Below are 21023 nucleotides of genomic sequence, written 5' to 3' on the forward strand. Positions count from 1 at the left end.
CACTAAAAAGGAACCTTTATTTTTTTCAAAGGATAAACATAAAAAAATCCGCCCCAGCCTTGTACGCGACGGCTGGGGCGGCACATTTTAATGATCCATACGTTCATTGCTGATGCTATAGGATTGGCGAAACCAATTTGGCAATATTTTGCTTCGCCTTGTCTATCCAATGTTGTTCCTTGAAGTAGGATTCCGTCAATTCAACGGACAGCTTCCGGTCGTGGCGGAAGAGGTCTGCCATTTCTGCCGCTGACTCGGCATCATACACGAAAGCATTCAATTCGAAGTTCAAGGTGAAGCTGCGCACGTCCATATTGGCCGAGCCAACGGAATATGTTTGCCCATCCACTACAAGCGTTTTGGCATGCAAAAATCCATTTTTATAGCTATAGACCTTGACTCCGTCTTCGAGCAGTTCACGGGCAAATGCTAAGGTAGCCGAATGGACAAAGACATGATCCGCTTGATGCGGAATCATGAGTTGCACATCGACGCCGCCAAGCGATGCCGTGCGAAGTGCATCCATGATCGATTTATCCGGAATGAAATACGGCGTCTGCAAGTACACCGATGTTCGAGCGTGATGAATCATTTTTAAGTATCCATTTTTAATGTCTTCGCGCATTTCCAATGGGCCACTCGCTACGATTTGCATCGCCGCTCCCCCAACTTCCTTCATTTTCGGGAAATAGGCTTCCTGATATTTCATCGGGTAGTGTTCAGCCGCTTGATTCCAATCGATGAAAAAGCGGTTTTGGAGAGAATGGACAATTTCCCCTTCTAGCCTCAGGTGTGTATCGCGCCAATAACCGAACTCTTTTTTCTCTCCGATGTATTCATCTCCGACATTAAATCCGCCGATATAGCCGACTGCCCCGTCCAAGACCGCCAACTTCCTATGATTGCGGTGATTGAATCTAGGATTGATGCTCGCAAGCATGGCCGGTAAAAAGGCCGCTGTCTTCCCTCCGGACTTTTCGAATTCATCAAAAAAATGCTTTGGCAAACTACTTGAGCCCAGGGCATCATATAAAAACAATACCTTTACGCCTTGCTGTGCTTTTTCGGTGAGCAGCGAGACAAGACGCCGCCCCAAGTCATCGTCATTTAGGATGAAATACTGCAGGTGAATATGGTGTTGGGCTTGGCGTATATCGTTAAACAACGCCTCAAACTTACGATGTCCGTCGTTGAATACCTGGATATTGCTGGCTTTGGATAACGGCGCGTCGGTTCGGATGGCATTCATCTGGATAAGGTCTTGCCATTCGGCCGCAAGAGGCGAGGGTGCTGTGAAATGGCCTGACTGCAACTCGAGGCGCTGACGGCTTAGGCGTTCCCTAAAGACAGGGTTGTCATAAGCAACTGGCCGATTTAACCGTTCTTTCCGCAAAGGCTTGCCAAACAGCAAATAAAGCACGAATCCAAGAACTGGGATAAAAAACAAGACGAGAATCCATGCCCAGGCAGAAGAAGCTGTTTTCCGTTCGAAAAACAAGATAAAGAACGCCAAGACCATATTAATGATGATAAAAACATTACTTAAAGTGCTCCACCATTCAAAAGAAATGGCAATCCCTCCTCACTTTACTGCGGCATGCTTATCAATCAGCAAACAGCCAAAAAACCTGGAAGAATGCTTTTGACCAGGTCATGCACTTTAGGCTGTACAAGTTTTCGCAGTTAAGAGTGTTGTTTCGGCACCAACATAAAGCCCAGTTGCTCAATCGCTATTTTCAGCGTAGCTTCCATTCGTTCCCCTTTTAGCGAATGGGCAAAATGCGGCACTTGCATGGCCATTGCTGGCAAAATCCCTGTAATGATCGGAGTGATCCCCATGATTTTCAAGGCTTTGATCAAATCCAATAAAGGCTGTTCGATGCGTGGATCGATTTGAGTGATGCCAGAAAAATCCATTATCAGAAAATCTATGCCTTCACTTGCTTTCATCACCACATCATCGATTAATTGGTAAGCTCTTTCAAGCGTAATGTGGCCGATGATCGGCAAGATGGAGATGCCGTCTGATAAAGGCACAAGCGGCGAGGACAAAGTTTGAATTTCCTGCTGGGCTTTGTTGAGTTCGAGAATATAGCTTAGTAAAGACGACATCATCTCAAACATTTCCTGCTGCTGGTGTGTGAAATGAAACGGATGCTTGTCCAAGCCACAAATTGTGCCATAGACATCTCCATTTTCGTAATAAATCGGAATGCCGATAAATGCCCCGTTGCCGAATTGAGAGGCGATGGGCAAGGTGCTGGCCCCTTCATCCGCGGCGATGTCTTCGATCCATAGCGGCTCCTGCCCGGCATTAATCGCCAAACTACAAAAAGTTTGATCCAGCGGGGACTGACTGTTTTCTACCACCAGTTCTTCATTTCTATTAAACGCTTTCTTGATTGTATTGGTTTTTCCATCATTTTCAGCTATAAAAAGCGTATTAATCTCCATTTGACGACTCAGCATACTTAATACTTGGTTTGCTGCATCATTGAAGTTCTGAAATTTTCTGGAAGGGCCGATTGATTGATAGTGCATATAATCCCTCCTCTATTCGATGCGCCCGAATACACAGGCGAATTGTATTAACGATACTATAAGCTGTTCTTTGATTGCAATGTACAGGCCTAGCGCCATTAAAAAAGCCCGGATCGGCAATTGCCCAGATCCCGGCTTTATGTAGATTGATACTGATTGGAAGCGACCAAATCGTCTTCTAGCAATACATATGGATGGGTTCTCATTAGGCTTTCCGTCAAATGACGCGGCATTCGCTGTTTTTCGTAAGCACATATTAATGGAAAGGCGTATTCGTTCACAGCCCGATCGGCCATTTTCTCGAAATCTTCAATCAGGAATAATGGTTCTTTGACACTTTCCCATTCCACATGAGCCCATGAACGGAAAGCCTGGTTACTTTTAATGAAAGGCTCTACCGTTTTGGTGAAATATTGATGAATGGCGGGCGGATGATAACTTCCAGTTGACCAATAAAATTGCAAACTGTTCACAAAATGCACTTGGCTTCGTTGGGTTTCGTTGTAAGTTTTCGCCAATAGCGCTTCAAGTTTTTTTGTCACGCGCTCGTTTTCGACGATTAAGACGTGGTCCCCTGCCGCTACACCTTCTTCTATGTAATTGAGGAGCTGCTGCAGGTAATTTTCCGCTCCGTTGTATGCATACAGGACATGGACATTACGTTGGGTTTCAAGCAATTCGTTCATCGTATATTCCAAACGGACGACCTTCTTTCTTCCGCTGATAATCCGCTAACAGTTTATGGAAAACAGCGTTCATTATCATTGAATTATACCATTATTTTATATTTACATGCGCTTATTTCGCTCTTCTGATCCATTGTCTATTTAAAAAGGACCAAGTAAAGCGCTCTCACGATTGTACATACGAACATAAAAAAAGAGAGCCGAGGCTCTCTTTTTTTAGAAAACATTATTGTTTTTTAGTTTGACGATACGTTAGTGTTCCAGCTGCCATGAAGATCAATGCGCTAAGTGCAACCCACAGGATCATTGTGTTGGACTGGTTAGCAGTACCACCGAATCCAGTTGAAGGCATTTTTTCAGGTGCTGTGTTTTCGAAAACTTCCGGGAACTGATCGACAATAGAAGCGCTCAAACCTTTACCGATATCAAACATGATCGCATAGCCTGCACGGTAAGTGTCATAAGATGCTGCATAGTCACCATCTACATACTGTTGGAATGTATCAATCACTGATTGTTCGTGTGCTTCCACACCTGCAATGGTTTCATCCAAAGGCATGCGGTCTTCAGTAGCTTGGTTCAAGAATGTTCCAAGATCTGTAGCAAATGTGCTCGTCAATGTAGACAAAGCTTGGTCTTTCGCTTGCTGGTCTTCTGAAGCTGTAGCGTTAGCCAAGTCGCCTTGAACCGTGATGTGCTCGTTGTTCCAAATTTTCACGAACTGGTTGCTTGCTTCTTCACCATATACTGAAGCTAGTGCAGAACGGAACTCTTCAGTGTTTTGGTCTTGTGCCCAGTTGACGAAATCAAAGTCAGCTGATCCATTAAAGCCTTTTGTCATGCTCAATTGTGCAAGAGCGAAGTGTTCTGCTGCAATACGGTTTACTGTCGAACGGAAGTCGCCAGCTGGCGTATTCGGGTCAGAGAACTGATCCGGGAATTGAACGGAAATGGCACCACTGATTGCACTACCAGCTCCGAAGATTTGCTTGAATCCTTCAAGGTAGTTTGTGTAAGACGCTTCATAATCACCTTCTACATATAGATCAAAAGTATCTTGCACATAATCTTCATGCTCGCGAAGGGCTGCTGTTGCGCCGTCTTCAGGAAGATTACCTTCTGTTGCTGTACCTAGGAATTCGCCCATTTCATCGACAAAAGACTGAATTTGCATCAATGCTTCTTCTTGCATCGCTTCGTCATCCGCTTTCACGGCTGCTGCGTAATCGTCTGTGCCCATATTGTGTTTGTCGAAGATTTCAACGAAAGCTGCTCCGCCTTCTTCACCGTAAACAGAAGCGATAACCGGCTCCATATCGGCTGCGTTTTCATCAAGAGCTGCGATGGCTTCATCTGCCGCTTCGTCTCCGTCGTAAATTTTCATCATGGAGTCAACTGCGAGTGCATAATGTTCAGATAGTAATGAGTCCAATGCTGTACGAAGTTCCACACCTGTTGTTTCTGTTGGCGGTGCTTGTTCAGCTGCCAATACGCTCGATCCGATCCCTGGCACCAAAAGTGATGCCCCTACTACTGGTAATAAAAGCTTTTTCATTTTCATTCAAACCGCTCCTCTTTTTTTGTTCTGTTTTGTTTTCTTATAAGCTCAACGGAGTGGGATTGTATTTAGATCACTTATTTTCAACTTTCTTTAAAAAACTTTTTTCGTTGAAACGGTTACATCGAAAAAGGCGGTTTAACAGCAGGCATGCGTGGTATTTGAGGAAGAGCAAGAATGATGGATACAGTAAAACGCTGGAAGTTAATCCTGGCATTCTTTTAGAGGAGGAATACATTTTGGGTAAATTACAAAATAAAGTTACCGTCATTACAGGTGCTGCTACCGGCATCGGAAAAGCGACAGCGGAAGTTTTTGCAGAAGAAGGCGCCATTGTCCTGCTGGCAGATATTAAAGAAGACGAGTTGCAGGAAACTGTAGCAAAAATCAACGAAAGCGGCGGCACGGCAAAAAGCTTCCAAGTGAATATCGCCAAGGAAGAAGAAGTCACTGCTTTCGCGGATCAAGTAAAAGCACAGTATGGAAGCGTGCATGCATTGTTCAATAACGCCGGCATCGACCAAGAAGGCGGAAAGGTTCATGAGTACCCGGTTGATTTGTTCGACGACATCACGGCTACTGACTTGCGCGGCACGTTCCTGATGAGTAAGTATTTCATTCCGCTTATGATGGATAATGGCGGCGCGATCGTCAACAACGCCTCTATGTCCGGCAGCTTCGCGGATCTGGACCGCTCGGGCTATAACGCAGCGAAAGGCGGCATTATCAATTTCACGAAATCCATCGCCATCGAATACGGCCGGTCCGGCATTCGCGCCAATTCCGTATCCCCTGGGACGATCGAAACACCCCTGATCGATGAACTTGCCGGGTCGAAAGAGGAAGAAGCTGGACGCGAATTCCGGGAAAGCAATAGATGGCTCGCTCCATTAGGGCGTCTTGGATTGCCGAAAGAAATCGCCACGACGGTCTTGTTCCTCGTCTCGAGCGACAGCTCTTATTTGACAGGCCAGGACATCGTAGTGGACGGCGGCCTCACTGCTTACACGTGGCCGGGCAAAATGGTCATGGATGAAAGCTGGAAAAAGACGACAACAAAAGAATAGTCTTCATTACAAAATGAACCCCGAACGACAGCCGCTTTCCACGGCATTCCGTTCGGGGTTCTTTCTATTGTTCTTTGTTCGGCAGTTCCCGAGAAGACTTAGGAGTTCCAAACTCTTCCGGACGCTCTAATTTCACTACCGCATAGGCTAACCTGATCAACACCATCACCATCACGCCGACACCAACAGCCAAGTAAATCATCGTAAAGCTTCGGCTCAAGTTGCCACTAGGGATGAGACCGGTATCGACTCCGGTCGGAATCAGACTGACGAAAGCGAAATAGAAGGCGTCGAACAATGGCCATCCTTCTATTTGATAATAGAACAAAGTACCCGAAAGCACGATAAACGCCAAAGTCAGCAGCAAGGTCCGGAATAGTGGATCTTTCCCGGTCCTGAAAATAGCTGATAGTAATCGTTTCAATGTCAGTGCAAGTGAAATCATAAGCTCCATACTCCTTTTCTTCTATAGATACTTGGATAACATCGCTTGAGGAATATGGCAATAATCATCTGGACATTTGGCTAGCCGGTCCTGATGCTCTTCTGCACTCTTCACGTAATTTTCAAGCGGCATGACTTCGACTGCAATGCTTGCCGAATCCGCTCTTTCCTTAATGAAGGCTTTCGCCGCCGTTAAGTGCTCGGGAATTTCGCTATAGACACCGGTTCTGTATTTCTCGCCAACATCCTCTCCTTGTTTATTGACGCTATAGGGATCGATGATTTCAAAGAGATAGCCCATCAATTCCTCGACCGAAACCTGCGCCGGATTAAATATCGTTTTGACACATTCCGCATAGCCGTCGTACTCGCCTTCAAGTGTCTGCGTTCTGCCATTGGCCCGTCCCGCTTCAGTGGATTCGACGCCGGGCAATGTTTTGATAAATGCTTGGACACCCCATAAGCATCCGCCTGCAAAATAGATTGTTTCCATGATAGCTTCCTCTTTCCCGTTTTTTACTGTTTCGTCGGCTCGCGCAGTGAAGCACGGTGATCTCGATTTTCTCACGGCGAGCTATTTATTCCAAGCCAGTGATTGGGTTTTTGTCCATCACTCGAAGCTTGTCGGTACGCTTTACCGAGCTTGCCTTTTGACCATGTCGATAAAGACCGATAAAGCCTTCGTCTGGAAATGAGAATTTGTCACAAGTGAAAATTTTCTAGGATAAGGCATGCCTTCTACATCCAGTATCGCCAGTTCCCCGTGGCGCACTTCTTTTTCGATGGCCCATTCCGATAACACACTAATCCCGGTCCCTGCTTCGATCATGGCTTTGATGGGCTGGGTGCTGCTGAATTGCATGAAAGTGGCTGGGCGAAAACGATGTTCGGCGAAGATGTTTTCTGCGGCTTCTCGTGTTCCGGACCCTTCTTCACGCAATACCCATTCCTGTTCGCGGAGTTCAGCCATCGTGACTTTCCCGCCACGGCGAACCAGTGGATGGTGGACGGAGGCGAAAATCACCATCTGGTCTTCAGCGAAGATTTCTGTATGCAATTGCACATGCTCTTTGTGATGGCCTTCTACAATCCCGATATCCAACACATGTTTTGATACGGCTTCTGCGATGGAGGCGGTATTTCCGATGGTCACTTCAACTTCAATATGTGGAAATGCTTTTTTGAGCTGGGCTAAAATACTCGGCAAAATGTACTCGCCAAATGTGTAACTGGCCCCCACCGCCAATTTCCCTGCAGCTACTGTGCTTAAGTCCTCCACTAAATGACGCATTCGTTCATCGATTTTGGCCATTTTTATGGCATGCTGATACACGATTTCGCCCGCTTTGTTCAATCGGACGTATTTATTGGTTCGCTCTAACAATTGAACGCCTAACTCTTCTTCTAACCCTCGAATGTACTGGCTCACCGCTGGCTGGCTCATATGCAATCGCTTAGCTGCATTTGAGAAGTTTTTTTCCTCTGCCACTTTGATAAATACTTCTAACGCCTGATTCATCTCTTCGTCTCCCTTCGCTTTATCAACGATAACTCTTACTTATCATCAGATTATTTTATATTTATTATACTTATAGATAAAGCGCTCGTACAATTAACTAGAGGTGTTTATATGTCAGCAAATAATCGATTGTCCAGTAAGTTTTTCGGCTCTTTGCCAGGTAATGCCTGGTTCAAGGGCATCTTGTTTACATTTTTTATCGCATTTTTAGGATATTTGCTTGCTTTGGTCCCAGGCTTCAATTTTATCGGCCAATTGGCTTGCGCCATCATTATTGCCGTGGCTTATCGGCAATTGTTCGGTTATCCCGAAAGTTTGCGAAGCGGCATCGCTTTTTCTTCTAAACGGCTTCTTCGAGCGGCCATTATCTTGTATGGGCTGAAGTTGAATATCCATATTATTTTAGAAGACGGGCTTGGCCTCTTGGCGAGAGACGCTGCCGTCGTTCTTGTGGCGATTTTTGGGATCTTGTTGTTGGCCAAGCTTTTCAAAGCCGACCGCAACATTTCCTTACTCCTTGGGGTAGGGACCGGCATTTGCGGTGCTGCTGCCATTGCTGCTGTCGCCCCGATCATTAAAGCCAAAGACGAAGATACCGCAATCGGTGTTGGAATCATCGCACTTATGGGGACCGTGTTCGCCATCGCTTATACCGTTTTGCGCCCGTTCTTGCCGATCGGAGACATCGAATACGGCATGTGGGCGGGCATGAGCTTGCATGAAGTCGCACATGTAGCCCTCGCCGGCGCGCCAGCTGGTGAAGAGGGCCTTGCGATGGCTTTGCTTGCCAAATTGGGCCGTGTGTTTTTATTGATCCCTGTCTGCTTTATCTTCATCTGGATCATGAAGCGCAAAGCACCTGCTGGAGATGTCTCCGGCAAAGTGGAATTCCCTTGGTTTCTCCTCGGGTTCATGGGCATGAGCCTCATCGGCAGTTATGTATTGGGGCCAATCATCCCGGTATCTGAAGCCGCGATGGATTTCATCTCGATTCTTACCACGTGGCTTTTGACGGCTGCGATGGTCGGTTTGGGCTTGAATGTGAGCTTGAAAGACGTAAAAGAACGCGCATTGCTGCCTTTAGCCGTCATGACGATTGTCTCGCTCTCCATTTCTATCCTTACTTTCTTTACGCTATAAGCGGATGCTGCGGCACACAATCTGCGAAGATTGATCCATATCCAAGAAAAAGGGGCAACGGCTACTACGCCATTGCCCCTTCAGAGTGTTAAAGAAGTCTATGGTTCTCTATCGATTATGAAAGAAAATCTTTTTCTATATCCAATATTCAATGACTTCTCTAAGTATTTAGAGAAGTGTTCGCTCGACTCCAGTGGATCAGCGAGACGACCGAGACCCCGCAAGACGCGCAGCGGCTGAGGAGGCTTGGGCGCGAGCCCACGGAAAGCGAGCGATAAGCTTCGGAAAATACGACTTTTCCCCCTTCTCGACAACCTGAAAAGGGGCAACGGCTTACGCCATTGCCCCTTTTTTATTTTCCATACAACAGGATAGACGCACGCTCAGTTTGTCAGTCCTTCTAGAATCGTATCGATATTCCATTGCATCATCTTCAGGTAAGTATCGCCATCTTCACCGGGCTTGCCGATGGAATCGGTAAAGACCTTGCCTTTGATGTCCACTCCGGTTTCTCTTGCCACCATCTCCATGCTGCGCGGGTCGATACTTGTTTCTAGGAACAAGCCTTCGATATTCTGTTCTTCAATAATGTCCAGCACGCGCGTGATCTGGTTTGGCGTTCCTTGGTTTTCTTGGTTGATTTCCCATATATATTCAGCCTGGAAGTCGTAAGCTTTGCTGAAATACTTGAAAGCCCCTTCACTTGTCACAAATACGCGCTCGTCTTGTGGAATTTTGCTGTATTGATCAACCGCTTCCTGATGAAGCTCTTCCAATTGGCTGATATAAGCTTCCGCGTTCTGCTCGTAGATGTCTTGATGGTCCGGATCGATTTCAATAAAAGCATCACGCGCATTTTCTGCATACTGAACGCCGTTCTGGATATCGAGCCAAGCATGCGGGTCTTCTTCACCCTCTTTGCCTTCCGTCGTCAAGTACATCGGCTCTACTCCTTCACTTAATCGGTAGACAGGAGCAGCTTCGCCGGCTTTTCCGGACGTGTCCAATAATTTTTCAAACCACGAATTTCCTGCCTCTAAGTTCAAGCCGTTGTAAAATACCAAATCGGCATCCGTCGTTTTCTGCAGATCTTGTGGCAAAGGTTCGTATTCATGCGGATTGGACCCGATCGGTGCCAGGCTGTGGATTTCTATCTGGTCACCACCGATATTTTTCACAATGTCGTAAAGGATGGAATAAGTAGTCACGACTTGTAACGTATCTTCGCCTCCATTAGCAGAAGCGTCTTGTTCTTCATTCCCGGTACATCCAGCCAAAAGCGCCATCAGCAAAAGAAATGCTATCGACGCCCCTATCCTGTTTTTCGTCTTCACTATTTTTTTCATCATCATTCTCCTTTTCTATAGCTTCGCTAGTTCTGATTGTTTTTTCTTGCTGTTTATTTTTTTCCAAAGCAGGCCGTGCTTCGGAGAAAAGACAAACGCGATGATAAACAACGCGGTTGCTGCCAATACAATGGTTGCCCCAGAGGCTAAATTATAAGTGTAGCTAAAGTACAAGCCAATTACTGCTGACACTGCTCCTATGGTAGATGCCAAGAACACCATGGTGGAGAGCCGGTCTGTCAGAAGATACGCCGTCGCGGCAGGCGTAATCAGCATGGCCACTACCAAAACGATTCCTACTGTTTGAAGAGAAGCGACCGTGACCATCGTCAGTAAGGCCATCAAGAAATAATGGATGAGCCGAACCGGTAAGCCGTAGACGCTGGCCATCACCGAGTCGAAAGACGTCACCAGCAATTCTTTATAGAACAAATAAATGGAGCCCAGTACGACCAGCCCGATCACCAGCGTGATCCACATATCCGATGGGCGCACGGCTAAGACATTGCCGAATAGAATATGGTAGAGGTCCGTACTGCTTTCTAGCACCGTAATGAGGATGACCCCCATCGCAAATGCCGCTGTGAACATAATCCCAATGGACGTATCCTGTTTGATCCGGCTGTTTTGGCTCACAAATCCAATCGCCATCGCCGTCAATACGCCTGTAAATACCGCCCCAAAGAAAAAGTTGATGCCCAGCGCGTATGAAATCGCCACACCCGGAAGCACCGCGTGGGAAATGGCATCCCCCATCAGCGCCATGCCTCTTAAAATAATGAAACAGCCAATAGCACCGCAAATGATGCCGACCATTACAGAAGTAAGCAAGGCTTTTTGCAAAAAGTCATATTGCATAATCCCTTCGATAAATGCCATATCAGCTCACCCCCGCTTCAAACAAGAAAGCCAATTCGCTTTCATAAGCTTTTCGCATAACTTCAGGGCGCAAGACTTCAGCCGGACGCCCGAACTGTACGAGTTGTTTATTCAATAGCAGCAATTCATCGAAATATTCCTTGGCTTTGCCCAAATCGTGATGGACCACGACGACGGTTTTGCCCTCGTCGCGTAAATCTTTCAATAGCTTCACAATCATTTCCTCACTTGCGATGTCAATTCCGACAAAAGGTTCGTCCAGGAAAAACAAGTCCGCTTTTTGAGCCAAAGCCCGTGCGAGAAAAACCCGTTGCTGCTGGCCTCCGGACAACTCGCCGATCTGCCGGTTCGCGTACTGCGCCAAACCGACTTTCTCTAAGCATTCCAGTGCCCAAGCCTTGTCGCTTTTCTTTGGCCGCTTGAATATTTCTAAAGACGGATAGGTCCCGATTAACACCGCATCCATCACGTGAATCGGAAAATCCCAATCGTATTGGTTTCGCTGAGGAACATAGGCAATACGGTTGCGATTTTCCTTTAAGCTCCCACCCAATATGTTGATTGAACCCGAATCAACAGTGATCAAGTTCAGTATCGCTTTCAGTAAAGTGGATTTGCCAGCTCCGTTTGGGCCAATAATCCCTAATATATTTCCCTGTTCCAATGTTAAGTCAATGGCCTCGATTGCGGACCGACCATGATAGGAAACCGTTACATTTTTTATCGCAAGTGCATGGATCATGCCCTCACCCTCTTTCCTAATGTGAATATTGTTTCCCAAAGGAAACTTTAATCCATCTTAATCCTTTTTGCGTGAAAAGTAAAATAAATAATGAGTTTTTTCTGCCGAAACTGTCCCCATCACTTTTTTTAGCTTGAAAATTGGCAGATCGCGATGATTTTGCGCAGTAATTGCGATGTTTGTTGATTAGTTCTGATTGTCCCTCACTAAAAAAATGTCCATTTAAAAAAACTGAATATTTCGCTTTGATAGTTCAATTCCTTCGACTGGATTCTGAATCTCTCTTTACAGCTGGCTAATCCCATACATATGCCTATAAAAAATAAAAAGAGCCGCTTTGTCGTTTTTTACGGACGTCCTAAAATCACAATTTCGGACAACGAAAAATACATAGTCCAACCTATTTGTTCAGAATAGTTAAAAAGTTATGATGTTAACACCGAGTTACGATGCCGGTAAGACGAAAAGGAGTGAATTTGATGAGTAAAAAGAAATTACTAACTTTAAGTTTGGCAGCATCATTAGCATTATCCGCAACAGCTGTTTCGGCTGATACACTATCCGGACAAACAACGGAAAACGTCCATGTCAATAAAGACACACAGACACCGGATTTCATTTCCGGAAAGCTGACCGAACCATCTGATAAAACAGCCAAGGAGATCGTCTTTACATATTTAGAAGAGAACCAAGACACATACAAAATCGCCAAGAAAGAACTTTCCAGCTTTAAAGTCGTGAAACAGGAAAAAGATGAACTTGGTTTTACCAAAGTGAAGCTGCAGCAGAAATTTAAAGGCGTGCCTGTTTTCGGCTCTGTCATTAATGCACATGTTGACCAAAACGGCGTGTTGACTTCCGTATCCGGCAACTTGGCACCTGAACTATACGATAAGCAATCCTTGAAAAAAGGCGCTACCGTAAAAGCGAGTGCAGCGGTCGAAAAAGCGGCGGTGGATTTGAAAGAAAAAATCGGCAGCACACCGGAACTTGAAGCTGAAGTGACACCGGAATTGGTCATCTATTCCAAAGATGGCCAAGCCCATTATGCGTACAGTGCAGAATTCGAATTCCTCTACCCAGAACCGGGGAATTATCAATACTTTGTCGACGCGAAGACCGGCGACGTTCTGGATTCCTTTAACCAAATCCATGAAGCGAAACCATCCGGCGGCGGTGCTAGTTTAACCGGCAATGATTCGACCGCGACTGGCAAAGGCGTATTGGGCGATACAAAAACTTTCAATACTTTAGTGAACAATAACGGATCCTATTTGGTTGACCGGACACGCGGCAGCGGCATTTTCACATATGATGCCAAAAACCGGACACGTACGCCGGGCACGCTATGGCTCGACAGCGACAATGTTTATAACGCGGCTTATGACGGGGCGGCAGTCGATGCTCATGCCTATGCGGGCCAGACTTACGATTATTTCCAAGACGTCCATAGCCGCAATAGCTACGACGGCAACGGGGCGGAACTGATCTCTACCGTCCATTATGGCCGCAGCTACAATAACGCATTCTGGAGCGGTTCCCAAATGGTTTACGGGGATGGGGACGGCACTACATTCGTGCCGCTATCAGGAGCGCTTGATGTTATCGCGCACGAATTAACACATGCCGTGACGGATACTTCTGCCGACTTGATCTACCAGAATGAATCAGGTGCAATCAACGAGTCGATGTCCGATATCTTCGGAACGCTTGTCGAACACCATTTCAACAATAAGCCAGACTGGCAAGTAGGCGAAGACATCTATACGCCGAACGTGGCGGGAGATGCTTTGCGCTCGATGGAAGACCCGACTTTGAGCGGAGATCCAGATCATTACTCGAAACGCTATACAGGCACGGGGGATTATGGCGGCGTCCACATCAACTCAGGCATCAGCAATAAAGCTGCATTCCTGCTTGCAAATGGCGGGACGCATTACGGCGTGACAGTCGCTGGCATCGGCAATGACAAAACCGGCGATATCTATTACCGCACACTTACGCAATACTTGACGCCAAACTCAAACTACAGCCATTTCCGCGTATCTACTATCCAAGCGGCAACGGACTTGTACGGGGCATCAAGTGCTGAAGTGGCCAGTGTGAAAGCGGCATTCTCTGCTGTTGGAGTGAATTAATCAAATTCAACAGCATCGATTAAGCTATGTGAAATGTATACACCCGAATGTAAAAGAGGGAAGACGCGCTGTTAAAACAGCCGCTCTTCCCTCTTTTTTCTATGTTTTGCTGCATTATTGCATGACGTCGCTGCTTATTATCCGTTGTGACGCGTAATCAGACAGCCATAAAAAAAACTATATTATTTTTTAGCAATTCTGTATATTTAAAACAGAGAATATTTACCAACTAATTACAAAGAGGTGAACATATTGAATCAATCCATTGAGTGTCGCAAGCTAGTGAAAGCCTTTCGCGGAGACGGCGTGGAGACGCACGCATTAAAAAACGTCGACCTTGTCCTAGAAAGCGGCAAATTCATTTCCCTTATCGGCACATCCGGTTCTGGAAAATCTACTTTGCTCAGTCTAATTGGAACGCTCGATGAGCCGACATCAGGAGAGCTATTGCACGGTGGACAGCCGGTTAGCCGACTCAACAGCAGACAATTGGCCGATTTCCGTTTTGAGACGATCGGCTTTATCTTTCAGCAATTCCATTTAATCCCGACCTTGACTGCACTTGAAAACATCATGGCGCCATTGTTCGGACGCAAAGTAAGCTATGACAAAAAAGAGCGTGCGTTAAAATTGCTGGAATTGGTCGGGCTATCCGACAAAGCGAATGCCCTCCCTTCTCAGCTGTCAGGCGGGCAACAGCAGCGAATCGCCATTGCCCGTGCGCTGGTCCACGAACCGAAATGGCTGCTGGCGGACGAACCGACCGGCAACCTTGATTCTGAAACGGGGGAAGTTATTTTCCAGCTGCTTCAGCGTCTAAATCAAGAGAAAGGATGCGGCGTTTTATTTGTGACGCACGACCCGCAGTTGGCCGACCGGGCCGACCGGAAAATCGAGATGCGTGACGGCGAAATTATAGCAGACTCGCAGGCACGCCATTATGCTTAAATTTATTTGGAACTCTTGGTGGCGAAACAAAGAACGTTTCATCCTCTTGCTAGTGGGTGTCTTGATCTTGAGTACGGGCTTAAGTTATTTAATCGGCCTGACTCAAGCCAATAACGGCACAGTCGTGGAAGAATTGCAAAAGAGATGGAAATCTTCCTATCATCTCGTCGTCCGTCCCCCTGGGAGCCGGAGCATTACAGAAGACTTGAATTTATTGGAACCGAATTATTTGAGTGGCTTAGAAGGCGGCATCTCTCTCGAGCAATACGAGCAAATCAAAGCCATTGAAAATGTGGAAATCGCCGCTCCTATTGCCATGATCGGTTCGAACACCAATTACGTGGACCTAGAAGACCCGGCCATTACAGAACCTGGCATTTACCGGATGACGATGCGTGAAGAAACCAATACCGGCGCTCGTACTGAAGTGGACGAATCCGCCATTTACGTAACCGCCGGCCCTTGGCAGCCGGGCGGTGAAGTGGCTATCGATTACGGGATTTCGCCAGGCATTCCAAATTTAGCTTACGGCACCTCCATCGTGATCGCCGGCATCGACCCGGAAGCGGAAGCGGCAATGGCGGGACTCAACGAAGCGATTGTTGCCAGTGATTCCAGCCGTTATTTTGCTGAAAGTGATGTGGTTTCGGCTACGGGCGAAGTGATCGACACACCGGAATACAAAATTCCCGTGTTGATTAGCAACCAGGATTTTGTGGATGCCCAAATCACTTATCGTTTTGAAAAAATCGATTTGGCGTTTGATAATAACCAACAGCAGATTGCGGAGGACATTCTTGCAAAAGGCAAAGAGCAATACCTCGATACCTTTAAAGGAACTCCGGTCAAAGAATTTACTTATCAAACGACTGAAGTACATGAAAAACTAATCAAGAAAATCCTGGACCCCGCTTATGATGGCATTATGACGGTACCTGACCGGGCGTGGATTGCCTTGAAGCCGTCTAGTGTAAACTATTCACCCGTGACGAGCCCGTTCAAAGAACGCTGGCCTTTTGCCTATGAAGTGGAACCGTTCGAGCTTCCTGAGGAGTCGCCTTGGGCCACTCAACATATGTATCGCCAATTCAACCCCTATAGCACAGACAGTTCGGCTTGGCCAAAACTGCAGTTGGATTTTGTCGGGGTATTCGACCCGCAAAAGCTTCAGCTATCCAAAGACCCGTTAACCGAATTGCCGATGGAGACATACTTCCCAGCTAAAGCGCAATGGGTGATGGATGCGGATAATACGCCGATCAATCCACCGACTGACATGAGACCGACAAATGATAATTATGGTTTTTTGACGAAGCCTCCGCTCGTCTTAACGACGCTCGATGCGGCAGCTCAAATTTTAGGAGATACTCCGATTTCCGCCATCCGCGTCAACGTCAAAGGCGTAGAGGTCATGGATGAGGAAAGCGAACGCATCCTAAAAGAAATGGCTGCTGAGATTGAGCAGCAAACGGGCCTGATCACCGATATCACCTTGGGGTCTTCACCACAGCTCGCCTTGACCCACTTGCCCGCACTTGAAGATGAAGAACCGCTGGGGTGGATTCAGCAGCCTTGGATCAAAATCGGCTCCTCGATCTCCATTTTCAAGGAAGCAAAAATCGGCTTGAGCGGTGTTATCGCCAGTGTCATTTTAGTGGCCATTGTCTATGTCTTCGCTTCGAGCATCATTATGCTCGTAGCCCGCAAAAAGGAATTTGCGGTTCTTTTGGCACTCGGCTGGCGCCCTTCTCAACTTTCCAAGCTATTGTTCTGGGAAGCTACTCTACTCGGGACGCTCGTCGCCCTGATCAGCTGGTTCATTCTCGGCGTGTTTTATGTCTCAGGCAGTGTCGACACCTCCGCATCGCGCGTCTTTTTGATCGGTGTGAGCGGCATCGCCATTTACTGGTTCGGCTCGCTCATTCCCATAGCCCTCATACGGAAGATCAAGCCGTTTGAATCCATGCGTTCCGGCGAAGTGTCGCTCAAGGCGAAGCGATTGGCCCGTTCAGAGTCCGTCATTGGCATGGGCCTCAATCATTTGGTTTCGCAATGGCAGCGAAGCCTGCTGTCGATTTTTGCGATTGCGGTCCCGACAAGCCTTTTTATATTCTTTCTGTTCGTGACTTTCCGTCTCAAAGGAGTGCTTTATGCCACTTGGCTCGGTGAATTTGTGGCCCTTGAAGTCGGAACCATGCATTATGTGGCCATGGCTGTCGCTTTATTGATTGCCGTCCTGACGACGACTGAAATCATGTGGCAGAACGTGGCTGAAAGACAATCCCAAATTGCGGTCTTAAAAGCGACCGGCTGGCAGAATCAAAGCGTCCGCATGCTCGTTTTATGGGAAGGCATTTTCACCGGATTGTTTGCCGGATTGATCGGGATGGCCCTTTCCCTGACGATTATTTATTTGATCTATGGGCAATTGCCGGCAGCGGAGTTCGGCTTCCTGTCGCTCACTTTATGGATTCCGATTTTGACCGGTGTCCTTGGCGCTTTATTGCCCGCACAAAAAGCCGTGCGGATCTTGCCGTATCAAGCCATCAACGGGCTCCTGCAAAATTCCAAAAAAGTCGAGCGGCAATTCAAATGGGCACTGGGCATTGCCGGAGCGAGCTTGGTTGTGGGCATCTTGTCTTTAGTTGTCGCGACTTTACCGGAACTTGCAGACAGCGCTACAAGCGATCCTGTTCCCGAGCAGGAAGAAACAGGCACCGATGGGCAATTGATGGCACAAGACTCTTCTGAAGATCCCGCTGAAACGGTTTTGGAAACGCCAGAAGAACAACCCGAAACAACTGGGGGAGAAATCCAAAAGCTCCAGGAGACTGCCTACCGCTCCTATACTTTAGCAGACGGGACTGACGAAACGTCAGACTTCCGTTTAGGCGCGCTCGCCCCTTCCCCTTCCGATGTCAAGGTCACGAATAAAAACAATCGATTGATCTCCTTCCCCGTTACACTAGATCTTGCGGGAGAAGATGACGGCAGCCATACCACCTATAAACCGCAGGGCTTTAAATTGATTGATGATAGCGGATCCGAGTATTCGATAGTGGATATGGACATACTAGAAGGAGAAGAACGCTGGCTGAATCGCTACAAATTCTTGCTGCCCAATAAGATGACCACTCTCCTGACTTACGAAGTGCCGAAGGATCTCGACCGGGTTGTCTTCGTGTCGAGAGGCGAATTTTACCCAAGCCCTGTAGTCGTTGAAATCCCGCTTGACGATGCCGTTGCAGATGTTCCTGTAAATTCAGGCACCCGTGCATCTTATGCCATTGAGCTTCGCTTGGATGAAAACGACCAGTTCCATATCCACACAGAAATTGATGTGACAAACGACTCTGAAGCGAATTGGGGCGACATCGGATTTTATTTTGTTCCGAACGCATTGACCGATGCCAACAAACCGGAAACTATGACAGACGGGGCCGAAACAAGCATTTCTAAGGTCCAGGTCGATGGCGGGGAAGCTTCTTACACCTTAGAAGGGAATCATCTTGCCATTCAATTAGAGGAAGAGCTAAAGCCTGCAGAAGTACAAAAAATCACCATTGACTACACATTGACGCTCCCGGCAAACGGCATTCGCCTGGCACAAGTCGATAACGATTTCTTTTTGGCGCAATGGTATCCGATGCTCGGACAGTATGATGAAGGTTGGAAAATCCACTCTTTCGACAGCAAAGGGGAATCCTACGACACTCCTTATGGCAGCTATCACATAAGCTATCAATTGCCGGGTGATTACTTAGTCGCTAGTTCAGCACAAGACGGAACAGCACTGCCAACGGCCAAAGGAACTTTGATGGGAGAAAACATTAAAGACTTCTATCTCGCCTTCTTGGATCCCGCTTCTTGGCATACTGGTGAGGCGGAACAGGATGGCACAGTTTTCCGTGTCTTCACGCCAAAAAGCGAACCCGACTTTACCATGAAAATGGCGACAGCAGCACAGGAAGCGTTCGGTTTTTTTGAACAGCAGATCGCTGAGCACCCTACGGCAGAACTGGATATCATCGGCAATGACGGGGCGATGGAATACCCGAATATTGTGGAGGTGAGCAGCAGTCCAGCTGTTTTTGAAGACACCCTTGTCCATGAAATAGCCCACCAGTGGTTTTATTATTTAGTAGCGAATGATCCATACGAAAATGCTTGGCTGGATGAGAGCCTTGCGGAATGGGTCGCTGCTATGTACCGGAGCGAACAAGGGCAAACCAATGCGTTTGGTTTTTCCAAATCACTTGCCGCAAGCAACGCGACTTCACCTATTGTCAACTTATCTTTGCCTGATTTTGAAGAGGGGGAATATTACTCTACCGTTTATGGGAAAGCGCCTCTATTGTTGCAGGATTATTTTGAAGAAGCAGGCGGCGAGCCGCAAGCATTTGATTTTCTCTCGAAGTATGTTGAGCAATTCCGGTTCCAATCCGTCGATAGCGAAGAGTTTGCTGCGTTTTTTGAAGAACAGCTGGAAGGCGACCAGCAGGAATTCCTGGAAAGTTGGCTGCAGCTAAACGAACAGCAATAGCTCCAAAACATATCGAAGTTGATTTCAATCAATTTCAATAAAACCCCAAAAAACATCAAGCTTCTCATCGCTTGATGTTTTTTGGGGTTTACTGTAGATAGTTTCGATGCATTTTCCAGTTGCAGGTCATGAACCCACTGGAATAACGAGTCTGGCCCGGGCGGTTTTAAAAGCTTCTTCCTGCATCGGTTAAGCCTGATCATCCGCCAAGCGGAACCCGCCGAACTGCCAGCGTTTATCTGGCGGGAAGAAATTCCGGTAGGTTTCACGGATGTGGCTTGCCGGAGTGGCACAAGAACCGCCCCTTAAGATCATCTGATTGCTCATGAATTTGGCATTGTACTCACCCAGAGCTCCTTCTAGCGGTTTACTTCCGGGATAAGAGGAATAGGCACTCGATGTCCATTCCCATACATCCCCAAACATTTTCGAAAGCGGCGACGTGCTTTCGTGTTGCTCAGCTGATGGATGATAAGCATCAAGTTCCATCGTATTGCCTTGAATGGCGATGCCTTGCGATGCATGCTCCCATTCCGCTTCAGTCGGCAGCCTCTTGCCTTTCCATCTGCTGAACGCATCGGCTTCGTAAAAACTCACGTGGCTGACCGGTTCGGCCAAATCTAAGTTTTTCACTCCGCCGAGCGTGAAAATCTCCCATTGCTGGTCGTTTTTCAGCCAATACAGCGGCGCTTTCCAATTATTCTTCTTCACGACGCCCCAGCCGTCCGATAGCCAATGTTCCGGCTGCTCGTAGCCGCCAGCTTCGATAAAGTCCAGAAACTCTCCATTGGTAACCGGTGCTGCCGCCAGTTGAAACGGCTCCAGCCATACTTTGTGGCGCGGGCTCTCGTTATCAAACGCAAACCCTTCACCCCGGTGGCCGATTTCGACCAGTCCTCCAGCAAATTCCACAAATGCGGCCTCTTTGGGTTCTATTGCCTGCTGTGCTTGTGTTTCTTTATAAGCTGGAAACAATGGGTTGACGAAAAAATTGTACTTAACGTCCATTAAGATCAATTCCTGATGCTGTTGCTCGTGTTGAAGGCCCATTTCGACCAGTTTGCTAAGCTGATACGCTTGCTCTGGCGTATGTGTTTCAGCCAGCAAGTCCTTCATCTGGCCGTCTACATACTGGCGATAGGCGATGATTTCCTCGACAGTCGGCCTCGATAACACGCCCCGTTCATGGCGCGGCTGGTAAGGGCCGATGGAGTTGTAATACGAATTGAACAGGAAATCGAAGCGGGCATTGAATTCTTCGTAGCCTGATTTAAATTCTTTCAAAATCATGCGCTCAAAAAACCATGTCGTGTGGGCAATATGCCATTTAGGCGGGCTGACATCCGCATCTGATTGAATGATAAAATCCTCTTTTTCCAAGGGTTCGATCAGTTTCATTGTGACGTTGCGGACTTCGGCATAACGGCCGGTTAAAGTTTCGATATCCATCGTTTGCATGCAAAAACTCCCTT

16 protein-coding genes are annotated in these 21023 nt (G+C 47.2%); 5 read left to right on the forward strand and 11 right to left on the reverse strand.

What is annotated here, in order from left to right; genetic code table 11:
• Positions 1–115: 115 nt before the first annotated feature.
• The 4 genes from cls to BBI11_RS15245 form a co-directional block, all read right to left on the reverse strand.
• Positions 116–1519, reverse strand: a complete 1404-nt coding sequence (gene cls / locus BBI11_RS15230) for a cardiolipin synthase (RefSeq protein WP_068465407.1) — start codon at positions 1517–1519, stop codon at positions 116–118.
• A 164-nt stretch (positions 1520–1683) separates the two neighbouring features.
• Entirely contained in the window at positions 1684–2541 is an 858-nt protein-coding gene (locus BBI11_RS15235) for a GAF domain-containing protein (protein WP_068465410.1), read from the reverse strand.
• 137 nt (positions 2542–2678) lie between these two features.
• Positions 2679–3239, reverse strand: coding sequence for an MEDS domain-containing protein (locus BBI11_RS15240; RefSeq protein ID WP_083389127.1), 561 nt, complete (start codon positions 3237–3239; stop codon positions 2679–2681).
• A 214-nt stretch (positions 3240–3453) separates the two neighbouring features.
• Positions 3454–4788: a hypothetical protein gene (locus BBI11_RS15245; protein ID WP_068465412.1), complete on the reverse strand. Its 1335-nt coding sequence runs from the start codon at positions 4786–4788 to the stop codon at positions 3454–3456.
• Positions 4789–5024: 236 nt separating this feature from the next.
• Here BBI11_RS15245 and BBI11_RS15250 point away from each other — a divergent pair, with 236 nt between their 5' ends.
• Positions 5025–5852, forward strand: coding sequence for an SDR family oxidoreductase (locus tag BBI11_RS15250; RefSeq protein ID WP_068465414.1), 828 nt, complete (start codon positions 5025–5027; stop codon positions 5850–5852).
• Between the two features lie 64 nt (positions 5853–5916).
• Here BBI11_RS15250 and BBI11_RS15255 read toward each other — a convergent pair whose 3' ends face one another.
• From BBI11_RS15255 to BBI11_RS15265, 3 genes are all read right to left on the reverse strand, one after another.
• The gene (locus BBI11_RS15255) at positions 5917–6297 is read right to left on the reverse strand and encodes an ion channel (protein WP_068465416.1); all 381 of its coding nucleotides are present in this window, start codon (positions 6295–6297) and stop codon (positions 5917–5919) included.
• Between the two features lie 21 nt (positions 6298–6318).
• The gene (locus BBI11_RS15260) at positions 6319–6789 is read right to left on the reverse strand and encodes a peptide-methionine (S)-S-oxide reductase (RefSeq protein WP_068465419.1); all 471 of its coding nucleotides are present in this window, start codon (positions 6787–6789) and stop codon (positions 6319–6321) included.
• A 141-nt stretch (positions 6790–6930) separates the two neighbouring features.
• Positions 6931–7815, reverse strand: a complete 885-nt coding sequence (locus BBI11_RS15265) for a LysR family transcriptional regulator (RefSeq protein WP_068465421.1) — start codon at positions 7813–7815, stop codon at positions 6931–6933.
• Between the two features lie 111 nt (positions 7816–7926).
• Here BBI11_RS15265 and BBI11_RS15270 point away from each other — a divergent pair, with 111 nt between their 5' ends.
• Positions 7927–8955, forward strand: coding sequence for a YeiH family protein (locus BBI11_RS15270; protein ID WP_083389128.1), 1029 nt, complete (start codon positions 7927–7929; stop codon positions 8953–8955).
• Positions 8956–9338: 383 nt separating this feature from the next.
• Here the strand turns inward: BBI11_RS15270 and BBI11_RS15275 are convergent, their stop codons facing one another.
• Genes BBI11_RS15275 through BBI11_RS15285 form a run of 3 tightly spaced genes read right to left on the reverse strand, consistent with a single transcriptional unit; the run spans position 9339 to position 11922 of the window.
• On the reverse strand, positions 9339–10301 hold the full coding sequence (locus tag BBI11_RS15275; RefSeq protein WP_083389129.1) for a metal ABC transporter solute-binding protein, Zn/Mn family: 963 nt from the start codon (positions 10299–10301) through the stop codon (positions 9339–9341).
• 15 nt (positions 10302–10316) lie between these two features.
• Positions 10317–11180: a metal ABC transporter permease gene (locus BBI11_RS15280; protein WP_068465422.1), complete on the reverse strand. Its 864-nt coding sequence runs from the start codon at positions 11178–11180 to the stop codon at positions 10317–10319.
• A gap of 1 nt (position 11181) precedes the next feature.
• Positions 11182–11922 (reverse strand): metal ABC transporter ATP-binding protein, encoded by a 741-nt coding sequence (locus tag BBI11_RS15285; protein WP_068465424.1) that lies wholly within the window; start codon positions 11920–11922, stop codon positions 11182–11184.
• Between the two features lie 479 nt (positions 11923–12401).
• Between BBI11_RS15285 and BBI11_RS15290 the strand changes: the two genes are divergently transcribed.
• The 3 genes from BBI11_RS15290 to BBI11_RS15300 all read left to right on the forward strand — a co-directional run bounded on the left by BBI11_RS15290 (position 12402) and on the right by BBI11_RS15300 (position 19551).
• The gene (locus BBI11_RS15290) at positions 12402–14060 is read left to right on the forward strand and encodes a M4 family metallopeptidase (protein WP_068465428.1); all 1659 of its coding nucleotides are present in this window, start codon (positions 12402–12404) and stop codon (positions 14058–14060) included.
• A 252-nt stretch (positions 14061–14312) separates the two neighbouring features.
• Positions 14313–15008 (forward strand): ABC transporter ATP-binding protein, encoded by a 696-nt coding sequence (locus BBI11_RS15295; protein ID WP_156889089.1) that lies wholly within the window; start codon positions 14313–14315, stop codon positions 15006–15008.
• Positions 15001–19551, forward strand: coding sequence for an FtsX-like permease family protein (locus tag BBI11_RS15300; protein WP_068465430.1), 4551 nt, complete (start codon positions 15001–15003; stop codon positions 19549–19551). The genes BBI11_RS15295 and BBI11_RS15300 overlap by 8 nt, the downstream gene beginning before the upstream one ends.
• Before the next feature lie 189 nt (positions 19552–19740).
• Here the strand turns inward: BBI11_RS15300 and egtB are convergent, their stop codons facing one another.
• The gene (gene egtB / locus BBI11_RS15305) at positions 19741–21009 is read right to left on the reverse strand and encodes an ergothioneine biosynthesis protein EgtB (RefSeq protein ID WP_068465431.1); all 1269 of its coding nucleotides are present in this window, start codon (positions 21007–21009) and stop codon (positions 19741–19743) included.
• Positions 21010–21023 lie beyond the last annotated feature (14 nt).

The organism is Planococcus maritimus, from assembly GCF_001687625.2.
GTDB lineage: Bacteria > Bacillota > Bacilli > Bacillales_A > Planococcaceae > Planococcus > Planococcus maritimus.

Coding starts and splice junctions, on each gene's coding strand:
- BBI11_RS15265 (WP_068465421.1), bottom strand. CDS start 7,815: ATGAATCAGGCGTTAGAAGTATTTATCAAAGTGGCAGAGGAAAAAAAC.
- BBI11_RS15300 (WP_068465430.1), top strand. CDS start 15,001: ATGCTTAAATTTATTTGGAACTCTTGGTGGCGAAACAAAGAACGTTTC.
- BBI11_RS15255 (WP_068465416.1), bottom strand. CDS start 6,297: ATGATTTCACTTGCACTGACATTGAAACGATTACTATCAGCTATTTTC.
- BBI11_RS15290 (WP_068465428.1), top strand. CDS start 12,402: ATGAGTAAAAAGAAATTACTAACTTTAAGTTTGGCAGCATCATTAGCA.
- BBI11_RS15235 (WP_068465410.1), bottom strand. CDS start 2,541: ATGCACTATCAATCAATCGGCCCTTCCAGAAAATTTCAGAACTTCAAT.
- cls (WP_068465407.1), bottom strand. CDS start 1,519: ATGGTCTTGGCGTTCTTTATCTTGTTTTTCGAACGGAAAACAGCTTCT.
- BBI11_RS15285 (WP_068465424.1), bottom strand. CDS start 11,922: ATGATCCATGCACTTGCGATAAAAAATGTAACGGTTTCCTATCATGGT.
- BBI11_RS15270 (WP_083389128.1), top strand. CDS start 7,927: ATGTCAGCAAATAATCGATTGTCCAGTAAGTTTTTCGGCTCTTTGCCA.
- egtB (WP_068465431.1), bottom strand. CDS start 21,009: ATGCAAACGATGGATATCGAAACTTTAACCGGCCGTTATGCCGAAGTC.
- BBI11_RS15275 (WP_083389129.1), bottom strand. CDS start 10,301: ATGAAAAAAATAGTGAAGACGAAAAACAGGATAGGGGCGTCGATAGCA.
- BBI11_RS15245 (WP_068465412.1), bottom strand. CDS start 4,788: ATGAAAATGAAAAAGCTTTTATTACCAGTAGTAGGGGCATCACTTTTG.
- BBI11_RS15280 (WP_068465422.1), bottom strand. CDS start 11,180: ATGGCATTTATCGAAGGGATTATGCAATATGACTTTTTGCAAAAAGCC.
- BBI11_RS15260 (WP_068465419.1), bottom strand. CDS start 6,789: ATGGAAACAATCTATTTTGCAGGCGGATGCTTATGGGGTGTCCAAGCA.